This window comes from Burkholderia sp. MS389, from assembly GCF_016899425.1.
GTDB lineage: Bacteria > Pseudomonadota > Gammaproteobacteria > Burkholderiales > Burkholderiaceae > Burkholderia > Burkholderia sola.
Genome location: NZ_CP045994.1, coordinates 3,422,279 through 3,443,229 on the forward strand (window position 1 = coordinate 3,422,279; position 20,951 = coordinate 3,443,229).

Annotated in this window: 17 protein-coding genes; all 17 read right to left on the reverse strand. The window is 65.1% G+C overall.

Annotation, left to right across the window (positions count from 1 at the left end; genetic code table 11):
• Positions 1–2 precede the first annotated feature (2 nt).
• Positions 3–1,094 carry a DUF6708 domain-containing protein gene (locus GJG85_RS15920; RefSeq protein WP_124653038.1) on the reverse strand — a complete coding sequence of 364 codons (1,092 nt, stop codon included), beginning with the start codon at positions 1,092–1,094 and terminating at the stop codon, positions 3–5.
• Between the two features lie 3 nt (positions 1,095–1,097).
• The gene (locus tag GJG85_RS15925; RefSeq protein ID WP_204383462.1) at positions 1,098–3,662 is read right to left on the reverse strand and encodes a T6SS effector BTH_I2691 family protein; all 2,565 of its coding nucleotides are present in this window, start codon (positions 3,660–3,662) and stop codon (positions 1,098–1,100) included.
• Positions 3,659–4,429, reverse strand: coding sequence for a DUF4123 domain-containing protein (locus GJG85_RS15930; protein WP_089488895.1), 771 nt, complete (start codon positions 4,427–4,429; stop codon positions 3,659–3,661). The genes GJG85_RS15925 and GJG85_RS15930 overlap by 4 nt, the downstream gene beginning before the upstream one ends.
• A gap of 10 nt (positions 4,430–4,439) precedes the next feature.
• Entirely contained in the window at positions 4,440–6,911 is a 2,472-nt protein-coding gene (locus tag GJG85_RS15935; protein ID WP_089488896.1) for a type VI secretion system Vgr family protein, read from the reverse strand.
• A gap of 430 nt (positions 6,912–7,341) precedes the next feature.
• Entirely contained in the window at positions 7,342–8,649 is a 1,308-nt protein-coding gene (locus GJG85_RS15940; protein WP_050014271.1) for a solute carrier family 23 protein, read from the reverse strand.
• 271 nt (positions 8,650–8,920) lie between these two features.
• Positions 8,921–10,162, reverse strand: coding sequence for a flagellar hook-associated protein FlgL (flgL, locus tag GJG85_RS15945; protein WP_050014270.1), 1,242 nt, complete (start codon positions 10,160–10,162; stop codon positions 8,921–8,923).
• Between the two features lie 22 nt (positions 10,163–10,184).
• A complete protein-coding gene (gene flgK, locus GJG85_RS15950) occupies positions 10,185–12,185 on the reverse strand; it encodes a flagellar hook-associated protein FlgK (RefSeq protein WP_050014269.1) in 2,001 nt (666 codons plus the stop codon).
• 183 nt (positions 12,186–12,368) lie between these two features.
• On the reverse strand, positions 12,369–13,124 hold the full coding sequence (locus tag GJG85_RS15955; protein WP_050014268.1) for a flagellar brake protein: 756 nt from the start codon (positions 13,122–13,124) through the stop codon (positions 12,369–12,371).
• Between the two features lie 221 nt (positions 13,125–13,345).
• Positions 13,346–14,338: a flagellar assembly peptidoglycan hydrolase FlgJ gene (gene flgJ / locus GJG85_RS15960; protein WP_089488897.1), complete on the reverse strand. Its 993-nt coding sequence runs from the start codon at positions 14,336–14,338 to the stop codon at positions 13,346–13,348.
• Entirely contained in the window at positions 14,339–15,514 is a 1,176-nt protein-coding gene (locus tag GJG85_RS15965) for a flagellar basal body P-ring protein FlgI (RefSeq protein WP_050014341.1), read from the reverse strand.
• Between the two features lie 5 nt (positions 15,515–15,519).
• On the reverse strand, positions 15,520–16,209 hold the full coding sequence (gene flgH, locus GJG85_RS15970) for a flagellar basal body L-ring protein FlgH (RefSeq protein WP_050014266.1): 690 nt from the start codon (positions 16,207–16,209) through the stop codon (positions 15,520–15,522).
• 21 nt (positions 16,210–16,230) lie between these two features.
• A complete protein-coding gene (gene flgG, locus GJG85_RS15975; RefSeq protein WP_006477564.1) occupies positions 16,231–17,019 on the reverse strand; it encodes a flagellar basal-body rod protein FlgG in 789 nt (262 codons plus the stop codon).
• A 34-nt stretch (positions 17,020–17,053) separates the two neighbouring features.
• Entirely contained in the window at positions 17,054–17,812 is a 759-nt protein-coding gene (flgF, locus tag GJG85_RS15980; protein WP_050014265.1) for a flagellar basal-body rod protein FlgF, read from the reverse strand.
• Positions 17,813–17,831: 19 nt separating this feature from the next.
• The gene (flgE, locus tag GJG85_RS15985) at positions 17,832–19,073 is read right to left on the reverse strand and encodes a flagellar hook protein FlgE (RefSeq protein WP_050014264.1); all 1,242 of its coding nucleotides are present in this window, start codon (positions 19,071–19,073) and stop codon (positions 17,832–17,834) included.
• Positions 19,074–19,100: 27 nt separating this feature from the next.
• Complete coding sequence (locus tag GJG85_RS15990) at positions 19,101–19,847, reverse strand: flagellar hook assembly protein FlgD (protein ID WP_204383463.1); 747 nt, start codon at positions 19,845–19,847, stop codon at positions 19,101–19,103.
• A gap of 67 nt (positions 19,848–19,914) precedes the next feature.
• Positions 19,915–20,340, reverse strand: a complete 426-nt coding sequence (gene flgC / locus GJG85_RS15995) for a flagellar basal body rod protein FlgC (RefSeq protein ID WP_050014262.1) — start codon at positions 20,338–20,340, stop codon at positions 19,915–19,917.
• A 55-nt stretch (positions 20,341–20,395) separates the two neighbouring features.
• Positions 20,396–20,884, reverse strand: coding sequence for a flagellar basal body rod protein FlgB (flgB, locus tag GJG85_RS16000; protein ID WP_050014261.1), 489 nt, complete (start codon positions 20,882–20,884; stop codon positions 20,396–20,398).
• Positions 20,885–20,951 lie beyond the last annotated feature (67 nt).

Consider the following 20,951-nt stretch of genomic DNA (forward strand, 5'->3'; position numbering starts at 1 on the left):
CGTTAGCTTCGCACTGCCGAGTTTGCCATGTTGGCAGCAGGATTCTCGAGCCAAGCTGCCGCGTACATTCCGCCGTCGGGTTCACCCCTCCAGTCTTCGACCCGCGCTTTCGACCCATTCGGATACTCGCCGCGCTGCTGGGCCAACACGGTGTCTCCCCATCCGACAGGCGTCCCTGAGCGCGGTTCCGCGTAAAGATCATCGGGCGCGATCGCGGAGATTTGCTCGATGGCGGCAGGCCAGACAGGATCGCGACAGGTCGCATTCGCAATGATTCGCATGACGGTAAAGATCAGAATCAGCGGCATCATCAGCAAACGAATGAAGACCGGCGCGCGCATCCCGAAGCTATACAGAGAAAACAGGAACGACTCGCGTGGCGTCTCGCGCTGCGTGTGAAACAGCATCGGTTTGGGCAAACCGTTCGGCCCGCCGTTCATGTACGCGCACCAGTAGTTCCACTGCGCGAGTGCCATTTCAACCTGCTGCTTGCCGGTCCATTCCCGACCTATCGAGAACACGCGAGTGACATTGCCGTGGTCGTCGACCGTATAGTGCCGAATGTGGAAAATCGTGCCGAAGGACGTGTCTTCGCGGTGCAGACAAAAGATCGAATCTTCCGTCCACGGTGCTTCCCAAACGATGTCACCTTCGCTGGGTTTCGCGAAAAAGCGTCGTGCGCGAATCGCAAAAAGCTTGCGAGCTTCGCGATGGAAACGGATCGGGCGATAGCGGAGACCAAAGAACAGGCCGCGCCCAAGTTTCCAGACTATCGAACCGAAAAGGACGACAGGCACAATCGCTAGGCAATTAAATACAAACATCCAAAACGCAGGAGCTGGATCGGCGTGCGTTAGAAGATAGACGTATGGACCAATTCCCATACCCAAAAAGGCCAGTACAGCGCCAGTAATGAACCACTGCCGTTCGAGAAAAGACGGCTCGATTACATCCATATAAGTTGAATTGACGCTGAACGTTGCACCGAAATCCTGGACATCTGGACCAACGGCTCGATTGATCAGCAAGCGATGCGCCAGATCCCACTGTGGCACTGGTTTGCCGATACATTTTTTCATGACGCGCTCGTCCACCTGTTAGCCTCCCGCCGCCGAGTTAAATGCCTTGATTTCCGCCTCAAGCGAGTCGTAGTGCTCCCCCTTGCTGAACTTGCAGCGAGAGACCCAGTCTTTGAGCGCCGACGCTTTGAAAATCGCGATCGCGATACCCACTAAGATGGATAGGACCAAAGCAGGCCAGAATAGGGGCAGGCTGAAGAATGCAGCAACCGCAACGTATACGCCTAGAATCCCGCTGAAAGCGTAGAGAGTAGTCAGACCATATTCTTTATTGGCATATGCCTCTGGCATGTTCTTCAAGATGTCATACCCCGCTAGCACGATGCCTGCTAGCGCACCAAGGCCGCGCCCAACCTTCGCTCCGACTTCGGCCCATTCACTGGCACCGGCCCACTGCTTCATGATGAACGCCGATAGCGGATGAGCCGGCGCTTTCGCCACTGTTTCCGACGCGGTTTCGATGACGGTCCCGACGATCGAAACGACAGCGCCGACTGCCTTCAAACCGGTTTCGCCTTGGTTGAACTGATCGCTGCCCGCCCAATCCTTCGCCGCGAAGGTAAGCGTCGCCATCTGGAATATCACCGTCACGACGCCGAGATTGAACTCCCGGGCCGAGTTGAGCCACTTCTTGGCGGTATCCACGCCCGGAACCCTGACGGCCTTGATCGCGTCAGCCTCTAGCTTCCCGTCCCGAACCAGCGCGTCGACGTCCATCTCGTAGGCGACGACGTTCGGATCACTCGGTGGCGCCGTCCTCAGGACCTGTTTCCCGACCTGGGTCGCCGAGGCGCGCTGTTCGGTCCGGTTTCCGTCCAATTTGACGCCCAACTCCCGGGCTTGCTGCAACGCCCAGTCGCGAATGGCAAGTTTGCTGACTTGTGACGGTTTGAGTCGAACTCCGGACTGTATCGCCAAACGAATGGTCACGAAGCCGAGCGCGGCACCGCGCGTGGTCTTCGTGAGTACGCCGACGATCTGATTGGCGGTCGTCACGATGAGTCGATCGCGCAGACTGGCCGCGTTGCCCAGATTTTCGATCTTCTTGAACGCTTCCTTGTAGAGATTCAGGAAGTTCTCGTATTGGATATCAGAACCGTGCACCTGTGCGTCCGCCGCTTTTATCAGCGTGTCCTGATTGAACATCAGGGCGCGCACGTACAGATTGCGGATGTTCGAAGCCTGACCGTTCAGCCAGTCATCGAGCACTTTCTTGCAGGCTTCGGTGCCGACAGCGGCACCAATGGCCTGTGCGCAGGACTCACTGTATGCGTAGCCGCTCCGAAGGTCCTGCGAATCGTGAACGCCAGCCATCCATTCGGCGAGCAATTGCGACTTGAGCCATTCCGCATGCGCTTGCACAAGCGGCTGCCACTTCGGCTTGAACGCTTCGAGCGCTTGCTGATACTCCTGTGGGAAGCGTTTCAACGCCTCTTCATCGAGCACGCTGGTTCGCTTCCCATCGGGACCGACCTTGAACGCTGCGTCCTCCCACGCCTCGTTCGCCGCCTCTTCCTGCGTCGCGGGAACGTCCCCCGTCTTTCGGTCTTCCTCCTTCATCGCCTGCTCAAGACTTCCCGTCCTAATCCACGAGCGCATGACGTGAAAAAAACCGACCGCATCCGGCGCGACGGGAGCGCCGACCTTCATATTGACGGCATTGGCATCGGCGATGGTCTTCGAAGTTCCATAGGTCAGTCCAGTAACGGCCTTCGCATTCGCTCGAATTCCCGCTTCAGCACGTTGGAGCAGTTGCGCCGATGTCCACTTCCAATACATCTGTTCGTCGAAACCATTGTTCAGGTTGGGAACCGTCAGTTCCGCGAGATCGTTAGCGACGCCGACAGGGTCGTTGACCGCGACCACAAAGCCTTTCTTGTTCGGAGATTCAGCCATTGCATCACCGATTCGTTTGGCGACGTTGCGCTGACGTAGTCGGATCTCGTCCTTGGGTGTGCGGTTGCTAAAGCCGAACGCTGCCTTCATCGCCTGAGCATCCATCGCAAAATGCGCGATCTTGCTCTGCGTGGCTTGAAATTCGCCCGTATCGGTGGCGCCCCCGGCCAGCATCGCGGGAACGTTGATGCACTGCATATGCTGCTTGCGCCAAGCGTCTTCATTGATTTTGTTGTGTACGAGGTCCTTGGTCCACCGCACGTTCGACCAGCCAATCCAGAGATTGCTCGCCTCGTCACTTCCAGGCGTATGCTGAACACTGACACATCGCCCCAGCGACTCGAAGTCCGTTTCGGCACGTGCGATACAACTTTGAGTGAGTGCGCTTTTGGAGTCGCCCGGAGGTGGCGTCGTGTCGGGTGGGAAATACCAAAGACTGCCATCATCCAGAACCATGTAAGCGCTGAGCCGTTTGCGCTTCTCGTCGTAGGTGTATAGATAGCCTTGACGCAGCGCGCGTAACGTGAATTTGGCGGAGGCAACTGCTTGAGGTGCCCGACCGTCAATTTTGAAATTACCGGACAGCGCTGGGGCTTTCGCTGCGCCACGCGGACAAGCGATTGCGTACCGTACGGGATAGATCAGCAGCGATTGGCGATCGCACAGCGGGCAACCTTTGGTCGTCATGGTTTTGATCCTCGAGTTTCAGAGTCAAGTGCAATATCGAGTCGCAAGTGTTGCAATGCATACTCGACAAGCGCATCGACATCCATAGCGTGGCCGCTCAGAATCGCCTCACTGAACACCCTGTCCAGTGCGATGGGGAATTGCGCGGCGTGCTCGACAGACATGGTGGGTAGCCGGCGTAGCACCCGATCTGCGGCTTCACTGCAATTGATGCGCGGCCATTGCTCGCGACGCGGCCAGCCGGACGGTTGATCGGTGTCCGCTGTGTCGGCGCCGGAACGCGTAACGCACCAGCAATGTCCGGCCCACGCGAACTGCCACGCCTGAATCGGGCCAAACAATGCCCGTTGCTGAGACGAATCGAGCACCGCGTGTGTCAGGCTCAGCACACGTGGATCGTAGTAACGCCAGAACGTGGGGTTACCGTCTGCGCCCGGACCGACCAGATAGCGTGCAACGTGTTCGCATATCGCGTCGGCGGGCGCATCGCTGCTGAGCCATGCGCACACCACAGGCGGGCGTTCAATATGTGTTTCTGCTACCCAGCACGCGGTTGCCAGCGCACGCGCTTCGTCGTCCAGCGCGGAGATATCGACGAGTTGGGGCATCAATTCCTCACGGTGTGCCAGCGCGCGCGGAGTACACGGCTGCATATCCAGTGCCAGCAGCTCAGGTGCATGAACTAGTGTCGTCGGTTCCACCAACAGGAAACCGTGTGTGAGCGGCCCCGAGAAGTTAGGGGCTGCTTGCAGGGGAGCAATAGTCATATGCCTTCGCTCATGTCAGTGCGACCGATGCCTGGCCAGCCTGGGCTGCGCCACTGGCAACCTGTTCACACAGATCATTGCCAGGGAAGTTGGCCGGCACGCTCTGCGGCCCCACCGTATCGTGACTGCCCGCATGGATCTTGTTTTCACCGGGCGTATAGCCCACGATGCCTTTCGCGCTGACTTCGAGCTGGCTGTTGCCGGCCGTCAAGCGAATGCCCTGCTTGGCGGTAATGTTGATCCAGTCCGTCGTGCTGATGATCGACAAGACCTTCTTTGCCAGCAGCTCCAACTCGTCGTTTTCCGCATGCACCTGCACCTTGCCGCTCGCGGCGATCAGCTTCATCCCCATCTTGTGCACGAACAGCGAGAACTTGTCCGATACGCTGGCGAAGAACGATTTGCCCGTCGCGACCGACATGCTTTCACCGGCCGTCACGGCTACGTGCTGGCCGCCCGTGACGTGCGCGGTCGCGGGCGTCGTCACGGCGATGCCAGCCGCGCCGGCCAGCAGCAAGTGCGCTTCGTTGAGTTCCGGGAAGTCGCCCTTGTCGCTGTTGCCCGTCGCCCCCGCGCCCTGGATACCCTCCACCTGCGATTTCAGCGCATCGGCGATCGGTGTCTGGTCCGCTCCGTTGTCCTGCGCCTGATAGTGCTGCGCAAGCTTGCCAAGCTGCCCGTGTAACGTTTGTGCTTTGGTCAGTCGCGATGCGGGTTCGCTAACGTCCGAGAGGTGCCCCTGCGCAGCAGGACGCACCTCGGTGCTGATTACCATGCCCTTGCCGGAGCGAATCGCGCCGACCTCATCCGTACGCAGCTCGAAGCCCTCGCCCCGAGCATCCTTGCGCCCCTGCCAGTCCTCGATCCGGGTGATCTTGCCGAGCGAAAGTTGGCTCGCCGCATGGTCGGACCGAAGTTGCGCCTGAATGGCGTTCGCCGTGTCATCGAAGATCAGTTGATTGCTTCGGCCGGACGACGCGTTGCCATCCGCGCCGATCAGTTCCCGGCTGCGAATCCCCATCAGTGGATGCTCGTCCGGCAGCTTCCACGACGGCACGTTGCGCGCGTTCATCACGCGGCCCGTGATGATCGGGTGGTCCGGATTTCCATCGAGCCATTGCACGATCACTTCGGAACCGATACGGGGCAGCGCCGCCATCCCTTGGCCGCCGCCGGCCCAGCCGCTCGCGACCCGCACCCATGTCGAATACTTGCCGTCGCGATCCCAATGGAATTGAACCAGCACGCGGCCGTGTTCGTCGGTGTGGATGCTCGTGCCGGACTGGCCGACGACGGTTGCCGTCTGTGGCGCAAGGATCTTCGTGTCGATGCTGTTGTAGCCGCGCCCCGGCCGCCACGGCGTCGCCTTGGGGACACACGTGAACTCGTTGCGGTATTCCGCCAGCACGCCCGTGTCCTGCAAATAGTTGTTGGTCACCACGTGCCGAACCGAGACGATCAGGTATTCGTCGTCGTTCGGGTCGCGGCTCAGCGCCGAACCGTAACGGTCGGTCAGCTGGAACCAGCGCCCCGGCTGCACGAAGCGATTGTTGCCCTTCGCGTCGAAGCGCTTGATCGTCGCCTCGATTTCCTCCATTCGGCGATTCGCGATCTGATACCCATGCTCCATGTTCCGGTAGCCGTACGCGCCTGCGTACTCGTTCCATTCGAGCTGCGGCAGCGCGGCATCGGGACTCAACAGACTCGTTTGAACGTGGGTCGGCGTCGGCGTCTTGAAGTCGAAGCGGGACAGTTCCGCGTGCGTCGATGTCGTCTGCTGGAACGGGGACCAGCTCCGGATGCTGTTCGACTCTTCCGCCCCCTCGCCATTGTGGAAGCGGATTTCGTGAATCTTGCCGTCGATCGCGGGCGCGGGACGCGTCGGGTCGGAAACGGTCAGTTTGTGCGACGTGGCCGTGTGCTCGTACCAGTACAGGTAGCCCGCATGCTCCCAGCGCCGATGAACGTAATTGTGGTCGTCTTCATCGAACTGGCAGGCCATCGTCATGCGCGGATCGTCTTCGCCGACGTGCCACGCCCATTCCGGCAACACGCCGTAGTCCTGAAAAACCGTCGCTGTCTGGTCGTGCAGGTTCTGGTCGAGAAACAAACGATTGTGCTGGCTGTACTTCAGGTAGCGCAGCCACGGGCCTGCGTGCGCCTCATAGAATACCCAGCCGCCATCCGTGCGAACGTGCCGGAACGCGAAAATATGGCCGTTGAAATATCGCAGGCTTCCGTCGCCGCGCGCCAGACTGATCGTAATGCGCTTGCCGATGAAATCTTTCGGTGCAAGATGATCGTTATCCGACAGGATTTCGATCTTGTACGCGAAATCCTTCGATAACGCTTCAACCGCCTCGAATGCGTTCGGCAGCAGGATTCCGTAAGGCGCGTTATCGTCCGGAAAGCTGATTTGCACTTGCCGGTTGTATTGCGGGCCCAGCGCAAGGTCTCTCAGGGCCTGTGCCGTGTTCTGCATTGTTCTCGTCCCTCGGTCTGCGCGCGACGTGCCGGTGGGCTGCTCGTATGCCCCGGAATACTCCGGCAAAGGGGGACGGATGATGAGAGCATCGCGCCCATGCCGCGATAAGCTCAGACGTATACCACAAAGCCCCGCGACGACACACGGGAAGAAGTGTCAGGAATATTGAACGAATGCTAACGTGTCGTGCGGAGCGAGCGCCGTATCAGCGCCGACCAGCGTCTCCATCGAGACCAGGGCCGGCTCTTGAGATCCAACACCGTTACAGAATGTGAAGCCAGAAACAGACGCCCAACAAAATGGCTGATTCCAGTATTTTCCGCCCGATCTGACATCGCTTGGAACGTCTCGGACGAACACCTGCGGTCCCGATGTTTTTGTACCGTCAACCCGCGCTGCCGGGCGGCATTGCACCGCCCGCTCCCGCTCACACCACCGGCCCCGGTTCCTTCTCTTTGCGCAGGATCGCGTACAGGATGATCGCGCCGAACGTCGCGGTGCCGATCCCGCCGAGCCCGAAGCCGCCGATCTTCAGCGAGAAGTCGCCGGCGCCGAGCACGAGCGTGACGGCCGCGACGATCAGGTTGCGGTTGTCGGAGAAGTCGACCTTGTTGACGACCCAGATCCGCGCGCCCGTCACCGCGATCAGCCCGAACACGACGATCGACACGCCGCCGAGCACGGGGCCGGGAATCGTCTGGATCACCGCGCCGAACTTCGGCGAGAAGCCCAGCCCGATCGCGATCAGCGCCGCGACCGCGAACACCAGCGTCGAATAGATCCGCGTGACGGCCATCACGCCGATGTTCTCCGCGTAGGTCGTCACGCCCGTGCCGCCGACGCTGCCCGATACGATCGTCGCGAGCCCGTCGCCGATGAACGCGCGGCCGACGTAGCGGTCGAGATTGGTGCCCGTCATCGCGCTGACGGCCTTGATGTGGCCGAGGTTCTCCGCGACCAGGATCACCGCGATCGGCGCGAGCATCAGCATCGCGTGCGGATCGAACACCGGCGCGCGGAAGCTCGGCACGCCGAACCACGCGGCCTGCGCGACGATCGCGAAATCGATCGGCTTGCCGAGGCCCATGCCGTTGGTCGCGATCGCGTAGATCACGTACGCGATCACGAGCCCGACGAGGATCAAGAGGCGCTGCATCATCCCGCGCGCGAATACCGCGACGCCGCCGACGCACAGCACCGTGACGAGCGCCATCACCGACTCGAAGGTCGAGCCCGACACGCCCTTGACCGCGATCGGCGCGAGGTTCAGCCCGATCACCGCGACCACCGCGCCGGTGACGACGGGCGGCATCAGCGTCTCGATCCAGCGCGTGCCGATCGCCTGCACCAGCGCGCCGAGCGCGACGTACACGACGCCGCACGCGACGATCCCGCCGAGCGCGACCGGAATGTTCGGGTTCGGGCCGCTGCCGCCGTAGCCCGTCACCGCGATCACGAGGCCGATGAACGCGAAGCTCGAGCCGAGATAGCTCGGCACGCGCCCGCCGACCAGCACGAAGAACAGCAGCGTGCCGATGCCCGACATGAAGATGCACAGGTTCGGATCGAAGCCCATCAGCAACGGCGCGAGCACGGTCGAACCGAACATCGCGACGACGTGCTGCACGCCCATCGCGACCATCTGCGGCCACGCGAGGCGCTCGTCGGGGCCGACCACGCGCGAGGCCGCGCCGGTCGATTGGACCCGCCAGCGCGGGAAGTAGGAATCGGACATGGGAAAAGCGCTCCTGTCGGTCGTCGGTCGCCGGCTGCGAAGGATGCGCCGGTCTGGAATCTGGCGCGAGTTTACGGAGCGGAAATGGGGCTGGCAAGCGAACCGGCGGGCGGAGCCGGCCAAACGAGAACGCGGCAGGCCGCGCGAGAGAGCCGGTGCGCGACCGCGCGGCCCCGGCGAAGCGCCCGTCCGCGCACGATGCGCGGCTGGCAGCGGCAAGCACCGGCCGCGAAGTAAGCGTGCGCTCACATCGAAGCCGGCGCCGCGTGCATCACGGATTGATGTACTGGAACAGCGACAGGTTCTGCAGTTGCACGTACGCCTTCTGCGCGCCGGTCAGCGCGTTCTGCACCTGCAGGTACTGGCTGATCGTCGTGACCATGTTGGTGCTGGTCAGGTCCGTCAGGTTGCTGGTCGTCTGCAGCGACGCGGTCTGGGTGACGGCCTGCATCGCCTTCACTTCCTGCTCGCGGCCGCCGACGGATGCCTGGATCGTCGTCACGTTGCGCATCGTGTTGCCGACCTTGATCGACCCGGTCATCAGCGCGTTCTTCAGCGACACGGCCGCGACAGGGTTGCCGGTCACCGGCGTCTTCAGCGCCGCGATCATCGAGTCGAGCGTCGAGAAGATGTCGGCGCCGCCGCTCGCCTGCGGGCCGGGCGTCACGGCGAACGTATCGCCCGTGCTCGGCGTGCCCGATACGGCCACCGTCATCCCGCTGCCGAGCGCGATCGACGCACCCGACGTATAGGCCTGCGCGGGCGTCGTGGTCGGCGGCTTGGCCGAGTTGTCGGTCACCGTGTAGGTCGGCGCGGCGGGCGTGCCGCCGAACGTGATCGCGAAATGGTGATCGTTGGTCGCGGCGGACGGGTCCGTCACCGTCACCGCGCCGATCGCGCCGGTGCCGACGTTGCCGGCGCCGGCCGACGGAACCTGCGCGCTGCCGAGCGACGGCACGGACATGAACACCGCCGAACCGGTGTCGCCCTGCGACACGCTGCTCGAATCGGCGATCTGCACCTGGCGCGTGCCCGAGTCGCCGACGTAGCTGATGCTGCCGTTCGGGCTGGCCGTGAACGGCGCCGTCGAATTGTTCAGGCCGGCGAACAGGTAATTGCCGGCCCCGTCGTTCGAGTTCGCGAGCGTCACCAGCTGGTCGCGATAGCCTTGCAGCTGCGTCGCGAGCGCCGAGCGGTCGCTGTCGGCCAGCGAGCCGTCGCCGGCACGCACGATCAGCGTCTGCACGCCGGTCAGCACGCTGCTCACGCTCTGCAGCGCCTGGTCCTCGGCCTGCAGCGACGCGAGCGCGGTGGTCTGGTTGGTCGTGTACTGCGACAGCGTCGCCGACGTCATCGACAGCTGCACGGCCTGCGCCGCGCCGACCGGGTTGTCGGCCGGCGTCTGCAGGCTCGTGCCGCTCGAAATCTGCTGGTACAGCTGCGCGAGCTGCGCCTGCTGATCGTTCATCTGTGAAACGTTCAGCTGGAAGAACTGGGCGCTGGAAATTCGCATCGCTTCTATCCCTCGAATCGGGTCAGTTGAACAGGCCGAGCACGGTCTGGAACAGCGTCGCCGCCGTCTGGATCACTTTCGCGTTCGCCTGGTAAAGCTGCTGGTACTGCATCAGGTTCGCCGCTTCCTCGTTCTGGTTCACGCCCGACACCGACTGCTGCGCGGTCGTGATCTGGCCGACGAGCGAGGTCTGCGCAGCGCTCGACGACTTCAACTGGCTCGCCGTGTTGCCGATCGCGTTCACGTAGTTCGCATACGCGCCGGTCAGCGTCGTCGTGCCGCCGCCGAGCGCCTTCGCGGTGACGAGCTGCGACAACGCTTGTGCGTTGGAGCCGTCGCTCGTGCCGCCCGCGTACGGTCCGATCGTGAACGTGTCGCCATCCGACGGCGCGCCGGACAGCGTGACGGTCACGCCGTTCATCACGCCCGCCGGGGCCGGCTGCGTGGTGCTGTTGATCGTCAGCTTCGCGCCGGCCGTCGCGTTGTACGGCACGCTGTCGGTCGGGCTCGTGATCGTCACCGAGGTCGGCGGGGTGCCCGCGATCGTCACCGTGGTGCCGGCCGGGAAGCCCGACAGCGACTGCGACGCCGCGTCGTAGGTCAGCTTGGTCGGCGTCGTCGGCACCTGGTAGCCGGCGCTCACCGCGCCCTGCGTGATCTTTGCCGTGCCGATGTTGGTTTTCGATGCCGCCGCGACCACCGGCGACGCGGCCGCGATCGCCGAGCCGCTCGTGGTCGCGAGGCCGAAGCCGGTCAGCGCGCCGCGCGTCGGCAGCACGGTGAACTGGTCGCCGGCATTCATCGCGCCGGACGAGAACGAGAAGTTCAGCCCGCCGAGCGAGACCGGCATCGGACCCGCCTTCTGGTCGACCACCGACCCGCTCGCGCGGTCGGTCAGCGTGTAGTTCGTGCCGTCGTACGACAGCGTGTAGTCGCTCGTCGTCGGCTGCGACGCATTGGCGAACGACACGGACAGCGACGCGTTGCCGGTGTTGCCCTGATTCGAATAGACGGTGGGGTTCGTCACCGTGAACAGGTTGCCGCCCGGCTTGCCCGCCAGATCGACGCCGAGCGCGTTCTGCGCGTTGACCTGCGCGGCGAAGCTGGTCGCGAGCGCGCCGAGCTGCGCCTGGGCCGGGTCGAGCGTCTGGCGGCGGAACGCGAGCAGGCCGCCGAGCGTGCCGCCCGACAGCGACGCATCCGGCAGCGCCTGGTTCGGCCCCTGCGGATTCGCGCCGGCGATGCCCTGCGACACGACGGTCAGCTCGCTCGGATCGGACGACGACGTGACGGTCGCAAGCTGGTAGCTCTTGTCGGCGACGACGAGCGGCTGGCCGCCCGCGAGGAATACGCTGTAGCCGCTGTCGTTGCGCACGACCTGCACGCCGGCGAGGCTCGACAGGTTCGACACCGCGAGGTCGCGCTGGTCCATCAGCTGGTTCGGCGGCTGCCCCTGGCTGCTCGCCGCCGAGATCTGCTGGTTCAGCTGCGCGATCTGCGCGGTGTACGTGTTGATCTGCGACACGGTGCTGGTGAGCTGCGTGTTCACGCTCTGGCGCAACGCGTCGTATTGCTGGCCCGCCGCCTTCAGCTGGTCGCCGAGAATCTGCGCGTTGCTGATCGCGGTCTGCCGCACCGACGGATCGGACGCATTGTTCGCGACGTTCTGCAGCCCGGTGAAATAGCTCGTGATCGCGGTCGAGATGCCGGCCGTCGGGCTGCCGACGTAGTTGTTCAGCTGGGCGACGAGCGAATACCACGTCGACAGCGCGCCGCCCTGCGACTGCGCACCGTTCAGCTGGTCGCTCAGGTACTGGCTGTACTGCCGTTGCACGGTGACGGTGTTCACGCCCTGCGGCAGGTAGCCGCTGCTGGTGTACTGCCCGCTCGCCTCGGCATAGACGGGGCGTTCGACCGAATAGCCGGGCGTCGCGGCGTTGCTGATGTTCTGGCCGGTCGTCGTGAGGCCCCAGAGCGCGGCATTCAGGCCGCTGACGCCGAGGTTCATGAGTGTGTTGGACATGCGCGATCCTGATGAGCCGGCCGCGCTGCGGCCGCCGGGTTGCGTGACTCCCGGTATAACGGCCGCGGATTGAAAAAATTGAGGAAAAAATGCACGCCCGACGCACGGGCGTGCGTCGCCGCTGGAAGCGCCCGGCGCAAGGCGCCGGCGGCGCTGCGCGGGCGGCCCGTGGGGGCCTGCGCGTCAGGCCCGCGCGAGCGAGCGGCGCTTCATTTCGAGCTGCGTGATCAGCCGCTGCAGCGTGTTCTCCGCGCTGCCCGGCAGCGACATGTAGCGAAAGCCGAGCTGGTAGCGCCGCGACCCGTTCGGCATCTGCGTCGAGCGCTGCGACACCAGTTGCAGGTCGAGCGACAGCTTGCCGTGGCCGGTCAGCTCGAGCTCGACGTCCGGCAGCAGCGTGCCGACCTCGAGCGCCTCGACGCGCTCGTCGGCCGTGCGCAGCCCCACGCCGCCGAGCGACAGGTTGTGCACCTCGAACAGGAAGCTTTCGCCGTCCGGCAGCTTGCCGCGGCACAGGAACGGATCGACGATCGGCGCGTCGACGCGGAAATATTCGCGGCGCTGGATGCACACCAGCACGTCGGGGAAATCGGCGACGAACGCGGGCAGCCCCTCGTAGCGCGTCTCGCGCGGCGTGCCCGTGGTGAATTCGACGCGCACGCCCTCCGGCGCGGCCGCGAACGTGCAGTGCGACGCGCCGAGGATGCCGGCGTTCTGCTCGGACAGCGCGCCCCAGTCGAACGTGAACGTCCGCTCGCCGACGTCGACCTCGAGCAGACGCGTGACGAGCTGGCCACCCGGGTACTGGACGGTCAGGAAATCGCCGCGGTTCACCAGGTTGCGCAGCTGCACGCCGATTTCCAGCGGATTGCGGCGGGCATAGTCGGGCCCGGAGTGGCCTGCATCCAGGCTGGGGTCCGTCGACGTTTCGATATTCATGGCTAGCCGGTCTTTCTTGTCATGGGCGCCCGGGGCAACCGGTGCGCAATAAAACCGGGCCAGAACGGGGGCCCGGTCGCAGGTCTCTCACACTTAGCGGCAGTGCTGACCGAAAGTTTAGATCGAAACGGCGATTTATTTCTCGCAAACGTTGAAACCGCGCGCGGCAAGGTGCCGGGCGCGGTCCAAAAGGGGTGGCGAGCCGGGAGCGGGCGGGCCCGTCAGCCGATCTGCTGCATGATCGAGATCAGCTTCTTCGCGTAATTCGGGTCGGTGGCGTAGCCGGCCTTCTGCATCCCGTGCGCGAAGCCTTCGACGCTGCGGCTCGCGCTCAGCACGCCCGCATAGCGCGGGTTGTTCTTCAGCAGGTTCGCGTAATCGGTCATCGCGTGCTCGTACGAGTCGTACGCACGGAACTTCGCGACCACGCGGCGCGGCGTGCCGTTCACGTATTCGGTGGTCAGCGCCGACACGGTGCGGCCGGTCCAGCCCTTGTTCGCCTTGATGCCGAACACGTTGTAGCTGGTCGAGCCGTCGGTCGCGCGGATCTCGCGCTTGCCCCAGCCCGATTCGAGCGCGGCCTGGCCGACGATGAAACGCGCCGGGATGCCGGTCGTCGCGCTGGCCGCCTGCGCGGGCGCCGCGAGCCGGTCGACGAACGCGTCCGCGTTCGGCACGCCGCTCGCGCCCTTGACCGGCGGCGTCAGCGCGCTGCCGGCCGAGTAGCCGCGCGCGCCGGCGAGCCCGCCGTTGTTCGCCGCGTTCGCATAGGCCTTCGCCATCGCGTTCATCGCGGCGAGGCTGCCTTCGTTGCCGGCCGTGCCGAGGCCGCCGGCGCCCATGCCGCCCATGCCGCCCGCGCCGACGTCGGCCGCCGTGTCGCTGCCCGCGCTGGCGCCCGCATTGCGCAGCAACTGCTTCATCAGCGCATCGGCGACGCCGATGCCGCGCGTCGACATCTGCTGCGCGAGCTGCTGGTCGAGCATCGACGTGTACATCTTCGACGTATGCGAATCGAACAGGCCGCCGTCGGGCGACGCGTCGCGCATGCTCTTGAGCATCATCTGCGTGAACATCGCGTCGAACTGGCCGGCGACCGCCTTCGCGCCGGCCTGCGGCGACTGCTTCGCCTGCGCGCGCAGCGCGTCGAAACCCTGCACGTCGAGCGCGAAGCGCTGCGTGAGGTCGTTTGCGTTGGGGAGCGTGGCTGCCATTTAGATCACCTCCAGGTCGGCGCGCAGCGCGCCGGCCGCCTTCATCGCCTGCAGGATCGACATCAGGTCCGCGGGCGTCGCGCCGAGCGTGTTCAACGCCTTCACGACGTCGGCGAGATTCGCGCCGGCCGTCACCATCTTCAGCGCGCCGTTGTCCTGCTTCAACTGGATCTGCGACTGCTGCGCGACCACCGTCTGCCCGTTCGAGAACGGCCCCGGCTGCGACACCACCGGCTGCGTGTTGACGACCACCGACAGGTTGCCGTGCGCGACCGCGCAGCTTTGCAGCGTGACCATCTGGTTCATCACGATCGAGCCGGTGCGCGCGTTCAGGATCACCTTCGCCGCGGCCTTGTCCGGGCTCACGTCGAGGTTCTGCAGGCGCGCCATGAACGCGACCTGCTGCGCGGAATCGGCCGGCGCCGCGAGCTGGATCGTGCGGCCGTCGAGCGCCGTCGCGGTGCCCGGGCCGAAGCTCGAGTTGACCGCGGACACGATCCGCTGCGCGGTGCCGTAATCCATGTCGTTCAGCTGCAGCTGCAGTACGCCGTTCATCTGCGCGACCGCGTTCGGCACCGCGCGCTCGACGATCGCGCCGCCGACGATCCGGCCGGCCGCGAGCTGATTCACCTGCACGCGGCTGCCGTTCGCGCTGGCGCCCGCGCCGCCGACCGCCATGTTGCCCTGCGCGAGCGCGTACACCTGCCCGTCCGCGCCCTTCAGCGGCGTGAGCAGCAGCGTGCCGCCGCGCAGGCTCTTCGCGTTGCCGAGCGACGACACGGTCACGTCGAGCGCTTCGCCGGGCCGTGCGAACGGCGGCAGCGTGGCCGTCACCATCACGGCCGCGACGTTCTTCAGCTGCATGTTGTTCAGCGACGACGGGCCGCCGTTGGCCGAACCGTTGTTGATCGAGATGCCGAGGTTCGCGAGCATGTTCGCGAGCGTCTGCGTCGTAAACGGCGTCTGCATCGTCTGGTCGCCCGTGCCGTCGAGGCCGACGACGAGGCCATAGCCGATCAGCGGGTTGTCGCGCACGCCCTGGATCTGCGCGAGATCCTTCAGGCGTTCCGCGTGCGCGGGCGCGGCGCCGAGCACGCACGCGGCCAGCACGACGGCGGCACACCGCGCGACGGCGCGTGCACGCAGCGACAGGCGGTGGAAAAGGGGTAGCTGCATCGTCATCACCACGGCGCGATGTTGAGGAAGAAGCGCTGCAGCCAGCCCATCGTCTCGGCTTCGTTGATATAGCCCTTCGACGAGTATTCGATCTTCGCGTCGGCGACCTGCGTCGAGTAGACGGAGTTCGCGCCCGAGATCGTGTTCGGGTTGACGACCCCCGAGAAGCGCACGAATTCGTTGCCCTGGTTGATCAGCATCTGCTTCTCGCCGCTGACCACGAGGTTGCCGTTCGGCAGCACGCTGGTGACGGTCACCGTGATCGTGCCGTTGAACGTGTTCGCCGCGCTCGCGCCGCCAGTGGCCGCGAACTTGTTCGCGCCGGCCGCCGACAGGTTCGCCTTCGCGAACAGCCCGCCGAGGAACGCGGCCGTCGGCACGCTGAAGTCGGTGTTGCCCTGCCGGTTGGTGTTCGCGCCCGACGACTTGGTCGCGTTGATGTTCTCCGCGATCATGATCGTCAGGATGTCGCCGATGTTGCGCGGGCGCTGATCCTCGAACAGCGGCCGCCCCGCGTAGCCGGGGTTGTAGATCGAGCCGGGCGCCTGCATCGACATCGGCATCGGCGGCTGCGCCGTCATCGGCTGCTGGATGATCGGATCGCGCGGAATCTGCGCGCAACCGGCGAGCGCCGCCACCGCGACCGCGCACGCGGCGCGGACGGTGGCTGACGAGGGGAGGCGAACCTGCTTCATGGCTGCGACGGGACGTTCCGGTTAGCTCTTCATCTGCGTGACGGTCTGCAGCATCTGGTCGGACGTCGTCACGGCCTTGCTGTTGATCTCGTAGGCACGCTGCGTCTGGATCATGTTGACGAGTTCCTGCACGACGTTCACGTTCGACGCCTCGACGTAGCCCTGGTTGAGCACGCCCGCGCCGTTCAGCCCCGGCTGCGACACGTTCGGCGCGCCCGACGACGTCGTTTCCGCGAACAGGTTCTCGCCCTTCGCCTCGAGGCCGGTCGGATTGATGAAGGTCGCGATCTGCAGCGAACCGATCTGCACCGCGTTGCTGGAACCCGGCTGCGTGACCGACACGACGCCGTCCTTGCCGATCGTCAGCGACTGCGCGTTCTGCGGCACGGTGATCGCCGGCAGGACCTGGTAGCCGCTCGACGTGACGAGCTGGCCCTGCGCGTTGGTCTGGAACGAGCCGTCGCGCGTGTACGCGTTGGTGCCGTCCGGCATCAGCACCTGGAAGAAGCCCGCGCCGTTGATCGCGACGTCCTTCGAGTTGCCGGTCTGCGTGAGGCCGCCCTGCGTGTACAGGCGCTCGGTCGCGACCTGCTGCACGCCGGTGCCGAGCTGCAGGCCCGACGGCAGTTCGGTCTGCTGCGTCGAGTTCGCGCCGGGCTGGCGGATGGTCTGGTACAGCAGATCCTCGAACACCGCGCGCGACGCCTTGAAGCCGTTCGTGCTGGTGTTCGCGAGGTTGTTCGAAATCACGTCCATCTGCGCCTGCTGCGCATTCATGCCGGTCGCGGCGATGTAGAGCGAACGATTCACTTGGTCAGTCTCCTGCGTAGGCTGGCGCGGGCGCTCAGCTGAAATTGAGCAGCTGGTTCGCCGTCTGCTCGTTCTGGTCGGCCGTCTGGATCAGCTTCGACTGAAGCTGGAACGCGCGCGCGTTGTCGATCATCGCGACCATCGCGGTCACCGGGTTCACGTTGCTGCCTTCGATCGAATTCGGCGTGACGACCACGTTCGGGTCGGCGTCGGCCGGATTGCCGTCGGCGGTGCGGAACAACCCGTCGTTGCCGCGCGTGAGCGTGGCCGGATCGGGATTGACGAGCTTCATCTGGTCGACGATCGCAACCGCCGTCGGCGGGTCGCCCGGCATCAGCGCGGACACCGTGCCGTCCTTGCCGATCGTCACTTCCGCGTTCGGCGGCACCGAGATCGGGCCGCCGTTGCCGACCACCGGCAGGTTGCTCGCGTTGACGAGCTGGCCGTTCTCGTCGACGTGCAGGTTGCCGGCGCGCGTGTACGCCTCGCCGCCGTCGGCCGTCTGCACCGACAGCCAGCCCGCGCCCTGCACCGCGACGTCGAGCGGATTGCCGGTGCGCGTGATCGGACCCGGCGCGTAATCGGCGCCGGGCGTGGACGCGAGCACGTAGGTGCGCGTCGTCGTCGGGTCGATGTTGCTGCCGTCGCCGAAATTCATCGGCACCGCGCGATACGTCGCGAGCTGCGCGCGAAAACCCGTCGTCGACGCGTTCGCGAGGTTGTTCGCGACGATCGCCTGCTGGTCGAGCGACTGCGACGCGCCCGTCATCGCCGTATAGATCAGTCGGTCCATGGCTGCCGGTTATCCGCGCTTACAGGTTGATGAGCGTCTGGTCGACGGTCTGCTGCGTCTTGATCGTCTGCGCGTTCGCCTGGTAGTTGCGCTGCGCGGTGATCAGGTTGACGAGCTGCGAGGTCAGGTCGACGTTCGAGTTCTCGAGCGCGCTGCCCTGCAGCGTGCCGTGGTTCGTGCTGCCCGGCGCCGACACCTGCGGCACGCCCGACGCCGACGATTCGGCGTACTGGTTGCCGCCGAGGTTCACCAGCCCGTTCGGGTTGTTGAAGTTCGCGAGCGCGATCAGGCCAAGCACGGCGGTCTGGCCGTTCGAGTAGTTGCCGGTCAGCTTGCCGTCGCTGCCGATCGAGTAGGTGGTGAGCCTGCCGCTCGCGTAGCCGTCCTGCGCGAGATTGTTCACGCCGTCCTTGCCGCCGTACTGCGTCGTGCCGGTCAGGTCCAGCGTCAGCGCCTGCGGCGTCGCCGAGCCGTCGGTGTTCGGCACGGTGAACTGGAACTGGCCGAGCGACGCGGTCGGCGCGGCCGGCGTGCCGGTCGTCGTGCTCTTGATCGCGCCCGACGTATCGAACGTGATCGTGCCGAGATCGGTCGTCGCGCCGCCCTGGACGCCCGCGTACGCTTCCCACGTGCCGGCCGCCGACTTCACGAAGTACATGTTGACCGCCTGCGAGCCGCCGAGCGAGTCGTACACCTGGATCGCGGTCGAGTAGTTGTACGTCGTGTTGTCGGTCGCGCTGAACGGCGTCTTGGTCGGCACCGTGTCCTGCGAGTTCAGGTTGAACTGGCCGGTGATCTTGGTCGTCGCGGTCGGCGCGATGTTGTTGGTCGGCGCCTGCAGCGGCACGGTCTGCGCGGTGTTGATCACGCCGCCCGCGTTGGCCGCGTAGCCCATCAGGTTACGGCCCTGCGCGTCGACGATGAAGCCGTTCTTGTCGCGCTGGAACGTGCCGTCGCGCGAGTACGTCGTCACGCCGTTGTTCGACATCTGGAAGAAGCCGTTGCCGTTGATCGCGACGTCGAGCGACGAGTTCGTCGTATTGATCGTGCCCTGCCCGAAGTTCTGCTGCACCGAGTTCAGCGACGTGCCGATGCCGATCTGCGTGTTGACCGACGTCGCGACCGAGTTCGCGTACATGTCGGCGAACTGCGCGGTGCTCGACTTGAAGCCGACCGTGTTCGCGTTCGCGATGTTGTTGCCGATCACGTCCAGCGCGTTCGATGCGCCGGCGAGGCCGCTCAGACCCTGTTGATAACCCATTTCGCTCTCCGTGACGAGAAAACTCGATCAGTTGGTGGTGGTGTCGCCGGTCGAGGACGACTTCGTGTTCGGGAAGATCGACGCAACCTGGGTGAGCCCCACCGTCGTGCCGTTCGACAGCACGAGCCCCGCCGTGCCGTCCGCCTGCTTGATCACGCTCTGCACCGTCGCGGCCGCGAGCACGGTCGGCGCATACGTCTTGCCGTCGCTGCCCGTGTACTGCGCGCTCACGGTGTAGACGCCGTCGGGCAGCGCGTTGCCGGCCGCGTCCGTCGGCGTCCAGTTGAACGGCACGGTGCCGGCCAACTGCTTGCCCGCGTTGATCGTGTTGACGACGGCGCCCGTCTTGTCCTTCACGGTGATCGTCAGGTTCGACACGTCGCTCGCGAGCGACACGCCGAACGGCGACGCCGCGCCGCTCTTCACGCCGACGCTGTTGCCCGGCGCGAGCACGTTGGTGCCGATCAGCAGCGCGGCCTGCGTCTGCTGGCCGGCCGCGAGCTGCGTCGACAGCGACGTGAGCGACGTGTTCAGCTGCGCGATGCCGCTCACCGTGTTGATCTGCGCGAGCTGCGACGTCATCTGCGAGCTGTCCACCGGGCTGGTCGGATCCTGGTTCTGCAGCTGCGTGACGAGCAGCTTCAGGAACGTCGCCTGCAGGTCGCTCGCCGACGTGCCGTTGGTCGACGACACGTTGTTGGTGTTCATCGTGTCGGTCGGCAGCGTCGACACGTTGGTGCCGTTGCCGCCGATCGTCGTGTTGGAGGAAGTCATCCTGGGTGGCCTTCTGTCGGAACTGTCGGTCCGGGTCTCGGTAGGAAAAGGTCGGGCGGCGCGCGGCTTACGAGCCGATCGTCAGCGTCTTGAGCATCAGCGTCTTCGCGGTGTTCAGCGTCTCGACGTTGGCCTGGTACGAGCGCGACGCCGAGATCATGTTCACCATCTCCTGCACCGGGTCGACGTTCGGCATCTGCACGTAGCCGTTCGCGTCGGCGGACGGGTTCGCCGGGTCGTAGGTCGATTTCATCGGCGACGGGTCGTCCATCACCTTGGTCACGCGCACGCCGCCCACCCCCTGGCCGGACGCGCTGCGCGCGCCGCCGATCGGATCGGTCGCGAACACGACCTGCTTGGCCTTGTACGGCTTGCCGTCGGGGCCGGTCGCGCTGTCGGCATTCGCGAGGTTCGACGCGGTCACGTTCAGGCGCTGCGATTGCGCGGACAGCGCCGAACCGGCGACGCCGAAGATGTTCATCAACGAAGGCATGGAGGCTCCTTGTGCTGGGTGCCGGATTCGGAAGCGGCCGGCGCTTACGAGTTCGTTACGAGTTCGTCGTGATCGCGGCGAGCATCGCCTTGATCTGCTGGGTCATCACGGTCATCCCGGTTTCGTAGTGCAGCGCGTTGTTCGCGAACTGCACACGCTCGACGTCGAGATCGACCGTGTTGCCGTCGAGCGACGGCTGCAGCGGCATCCGGTATTGCGCGCGGCCGTAGTCGTCCGACGGGCCGCCGGTCGGGATCAGCTTCGCGGTGCCGGCCATGTGGCCCGCCGCCGTCGACACCATCGACATGCCGCTCGTCACGCCGGCCGGCTGCGCCATCGGCAGTTGCGCGGCGTTGCTGGGCGCGAGCCCGCCGCCCGTCTGCTTCAGCGAGCGCGCGAGCGTCGACGCGAAATCGACGTCGCGGGCCTGGTAGCCGGGCGTGTCGGCGTTCGCGATGTTCGACGACAGCAGTTCCTGCCGATAGGCGCGCACGTCGAGCGCCTGTCGGCCGAACGCGAATTCCGCATCGAGTTTGTCCAGCATGTGTGCGTCTCTCCGTATGAAGCGCTGCACGCCCCTCGCACCGGATGGCGACCCGAGAGGCTTTTTT

Excerpts from the sequence above, each read along its gene's own strand:
- GJG85_RS15925 (WP_204383462.1), bottom strand. The coding sequence starts at position 3,662 with ATGACGACCAAAGGTTGCCCGCTGTGCGATCGCCAATCGCTGCTGATC.
- GJG85_RS15930 (WP_089488895.1), bottom strand. The coding sequence starts at position 4,429 with ATGACTATTGCTCCCCTGCAAGCAGCCCCTAACTTCTCGGGGCCGCTC.
- GJG85_RS15935 (WP_089488896.1), bottom strand. The coding sequence starts at position 6,911 with ATGCAGAACACGGCACAGGCCCTGAGAGACCTTGCGCTGGGCCCGCAA.
- GJG85_RS15940 (WP_050014271.1), bottom strand. The coding sequence starts at position 8,649 with ATGTCCGATTCCTACTTCCCGCGCTGGCGGGTCCAATCGACCGGCGCG.
- flgL (WP_050014270.1), bottom strand. The coding sequence starts at position 10,162 with ATGCGAATTTCCAGCGCCCAGTTCTTCCAGCTGAACGTTTCACAGATG.
- flgK (WP_050014269.1), bottom strand. The coding sequence starts at position 12,185 with ATGTCCAACACACTCATGAACCTCGGCGTCAGCGGCCTGAATGCCGCG.
- GJG85_RS15955 (WP_050014268.1), bottom strand. The coding sequence starts at position 13,124 with ATGAATATCGAAACGTCGACGGACCCCAGCCTGGATGCAGGCCACTCC.
- flgJ (WP_089488897.1), bottom strand. The coding sequence starts at position 14,338 with ATGGCAGCCACGCTCCCCAACGCAAACGACCTCACGCAGCGCTTCGCG.
- GJG85_RS15965 (WP_050014341.1), bottom strand. The coding sequence starts at position 15,514 with ATGCAGCTACCCCTTTTCCACCGCCTGTCGCTGCGTGCACGCGCCGTC.
- flgH (WP_050014266.1), bottom strand. The coding sequence starts at position 16,209 with ATGAAGCAGGTTCGCCTCCCCTCGTCAGCCACCGTCCGCGCCGCGTGC.
- flgF (WP_050014265.1), bottom strand. The coding sequence starts at position 17,812 with ATGGACCGACTGATCTATACGGCGATGACGGGCGCGTCGCAGTCGCTC.
- flgE (WP_050014264.1), bottom strand. The coding sequence starts at position 19,073 with ATGGGTTATCAACAGGGTCTGAGCGGCCTCGCCGGCGCATCGAACGCG.
- GJG85_RS15990 (WP_204383463.1), bottom strand. The coding sequence starts at position 19,847 with ATGACTTCCTCCAACACGACGATCGGCGGCAACGGCACCAACGTGTCG.
- flgC (WP_050014262.1), bottom strand. The coding sequence starts at position 20,340 with ATGCCTTCGTTGATGAACATCTTCGGCGTCGCCGGTTCGGCGCTGTCC.
- flgB (WP_050014261.1), bottom strand. The coding sequence starts at position 20,884 with ATGCTGGACAAACTCGATGCGGAATTCGCGTTCGGCCGACAGGCGCTC.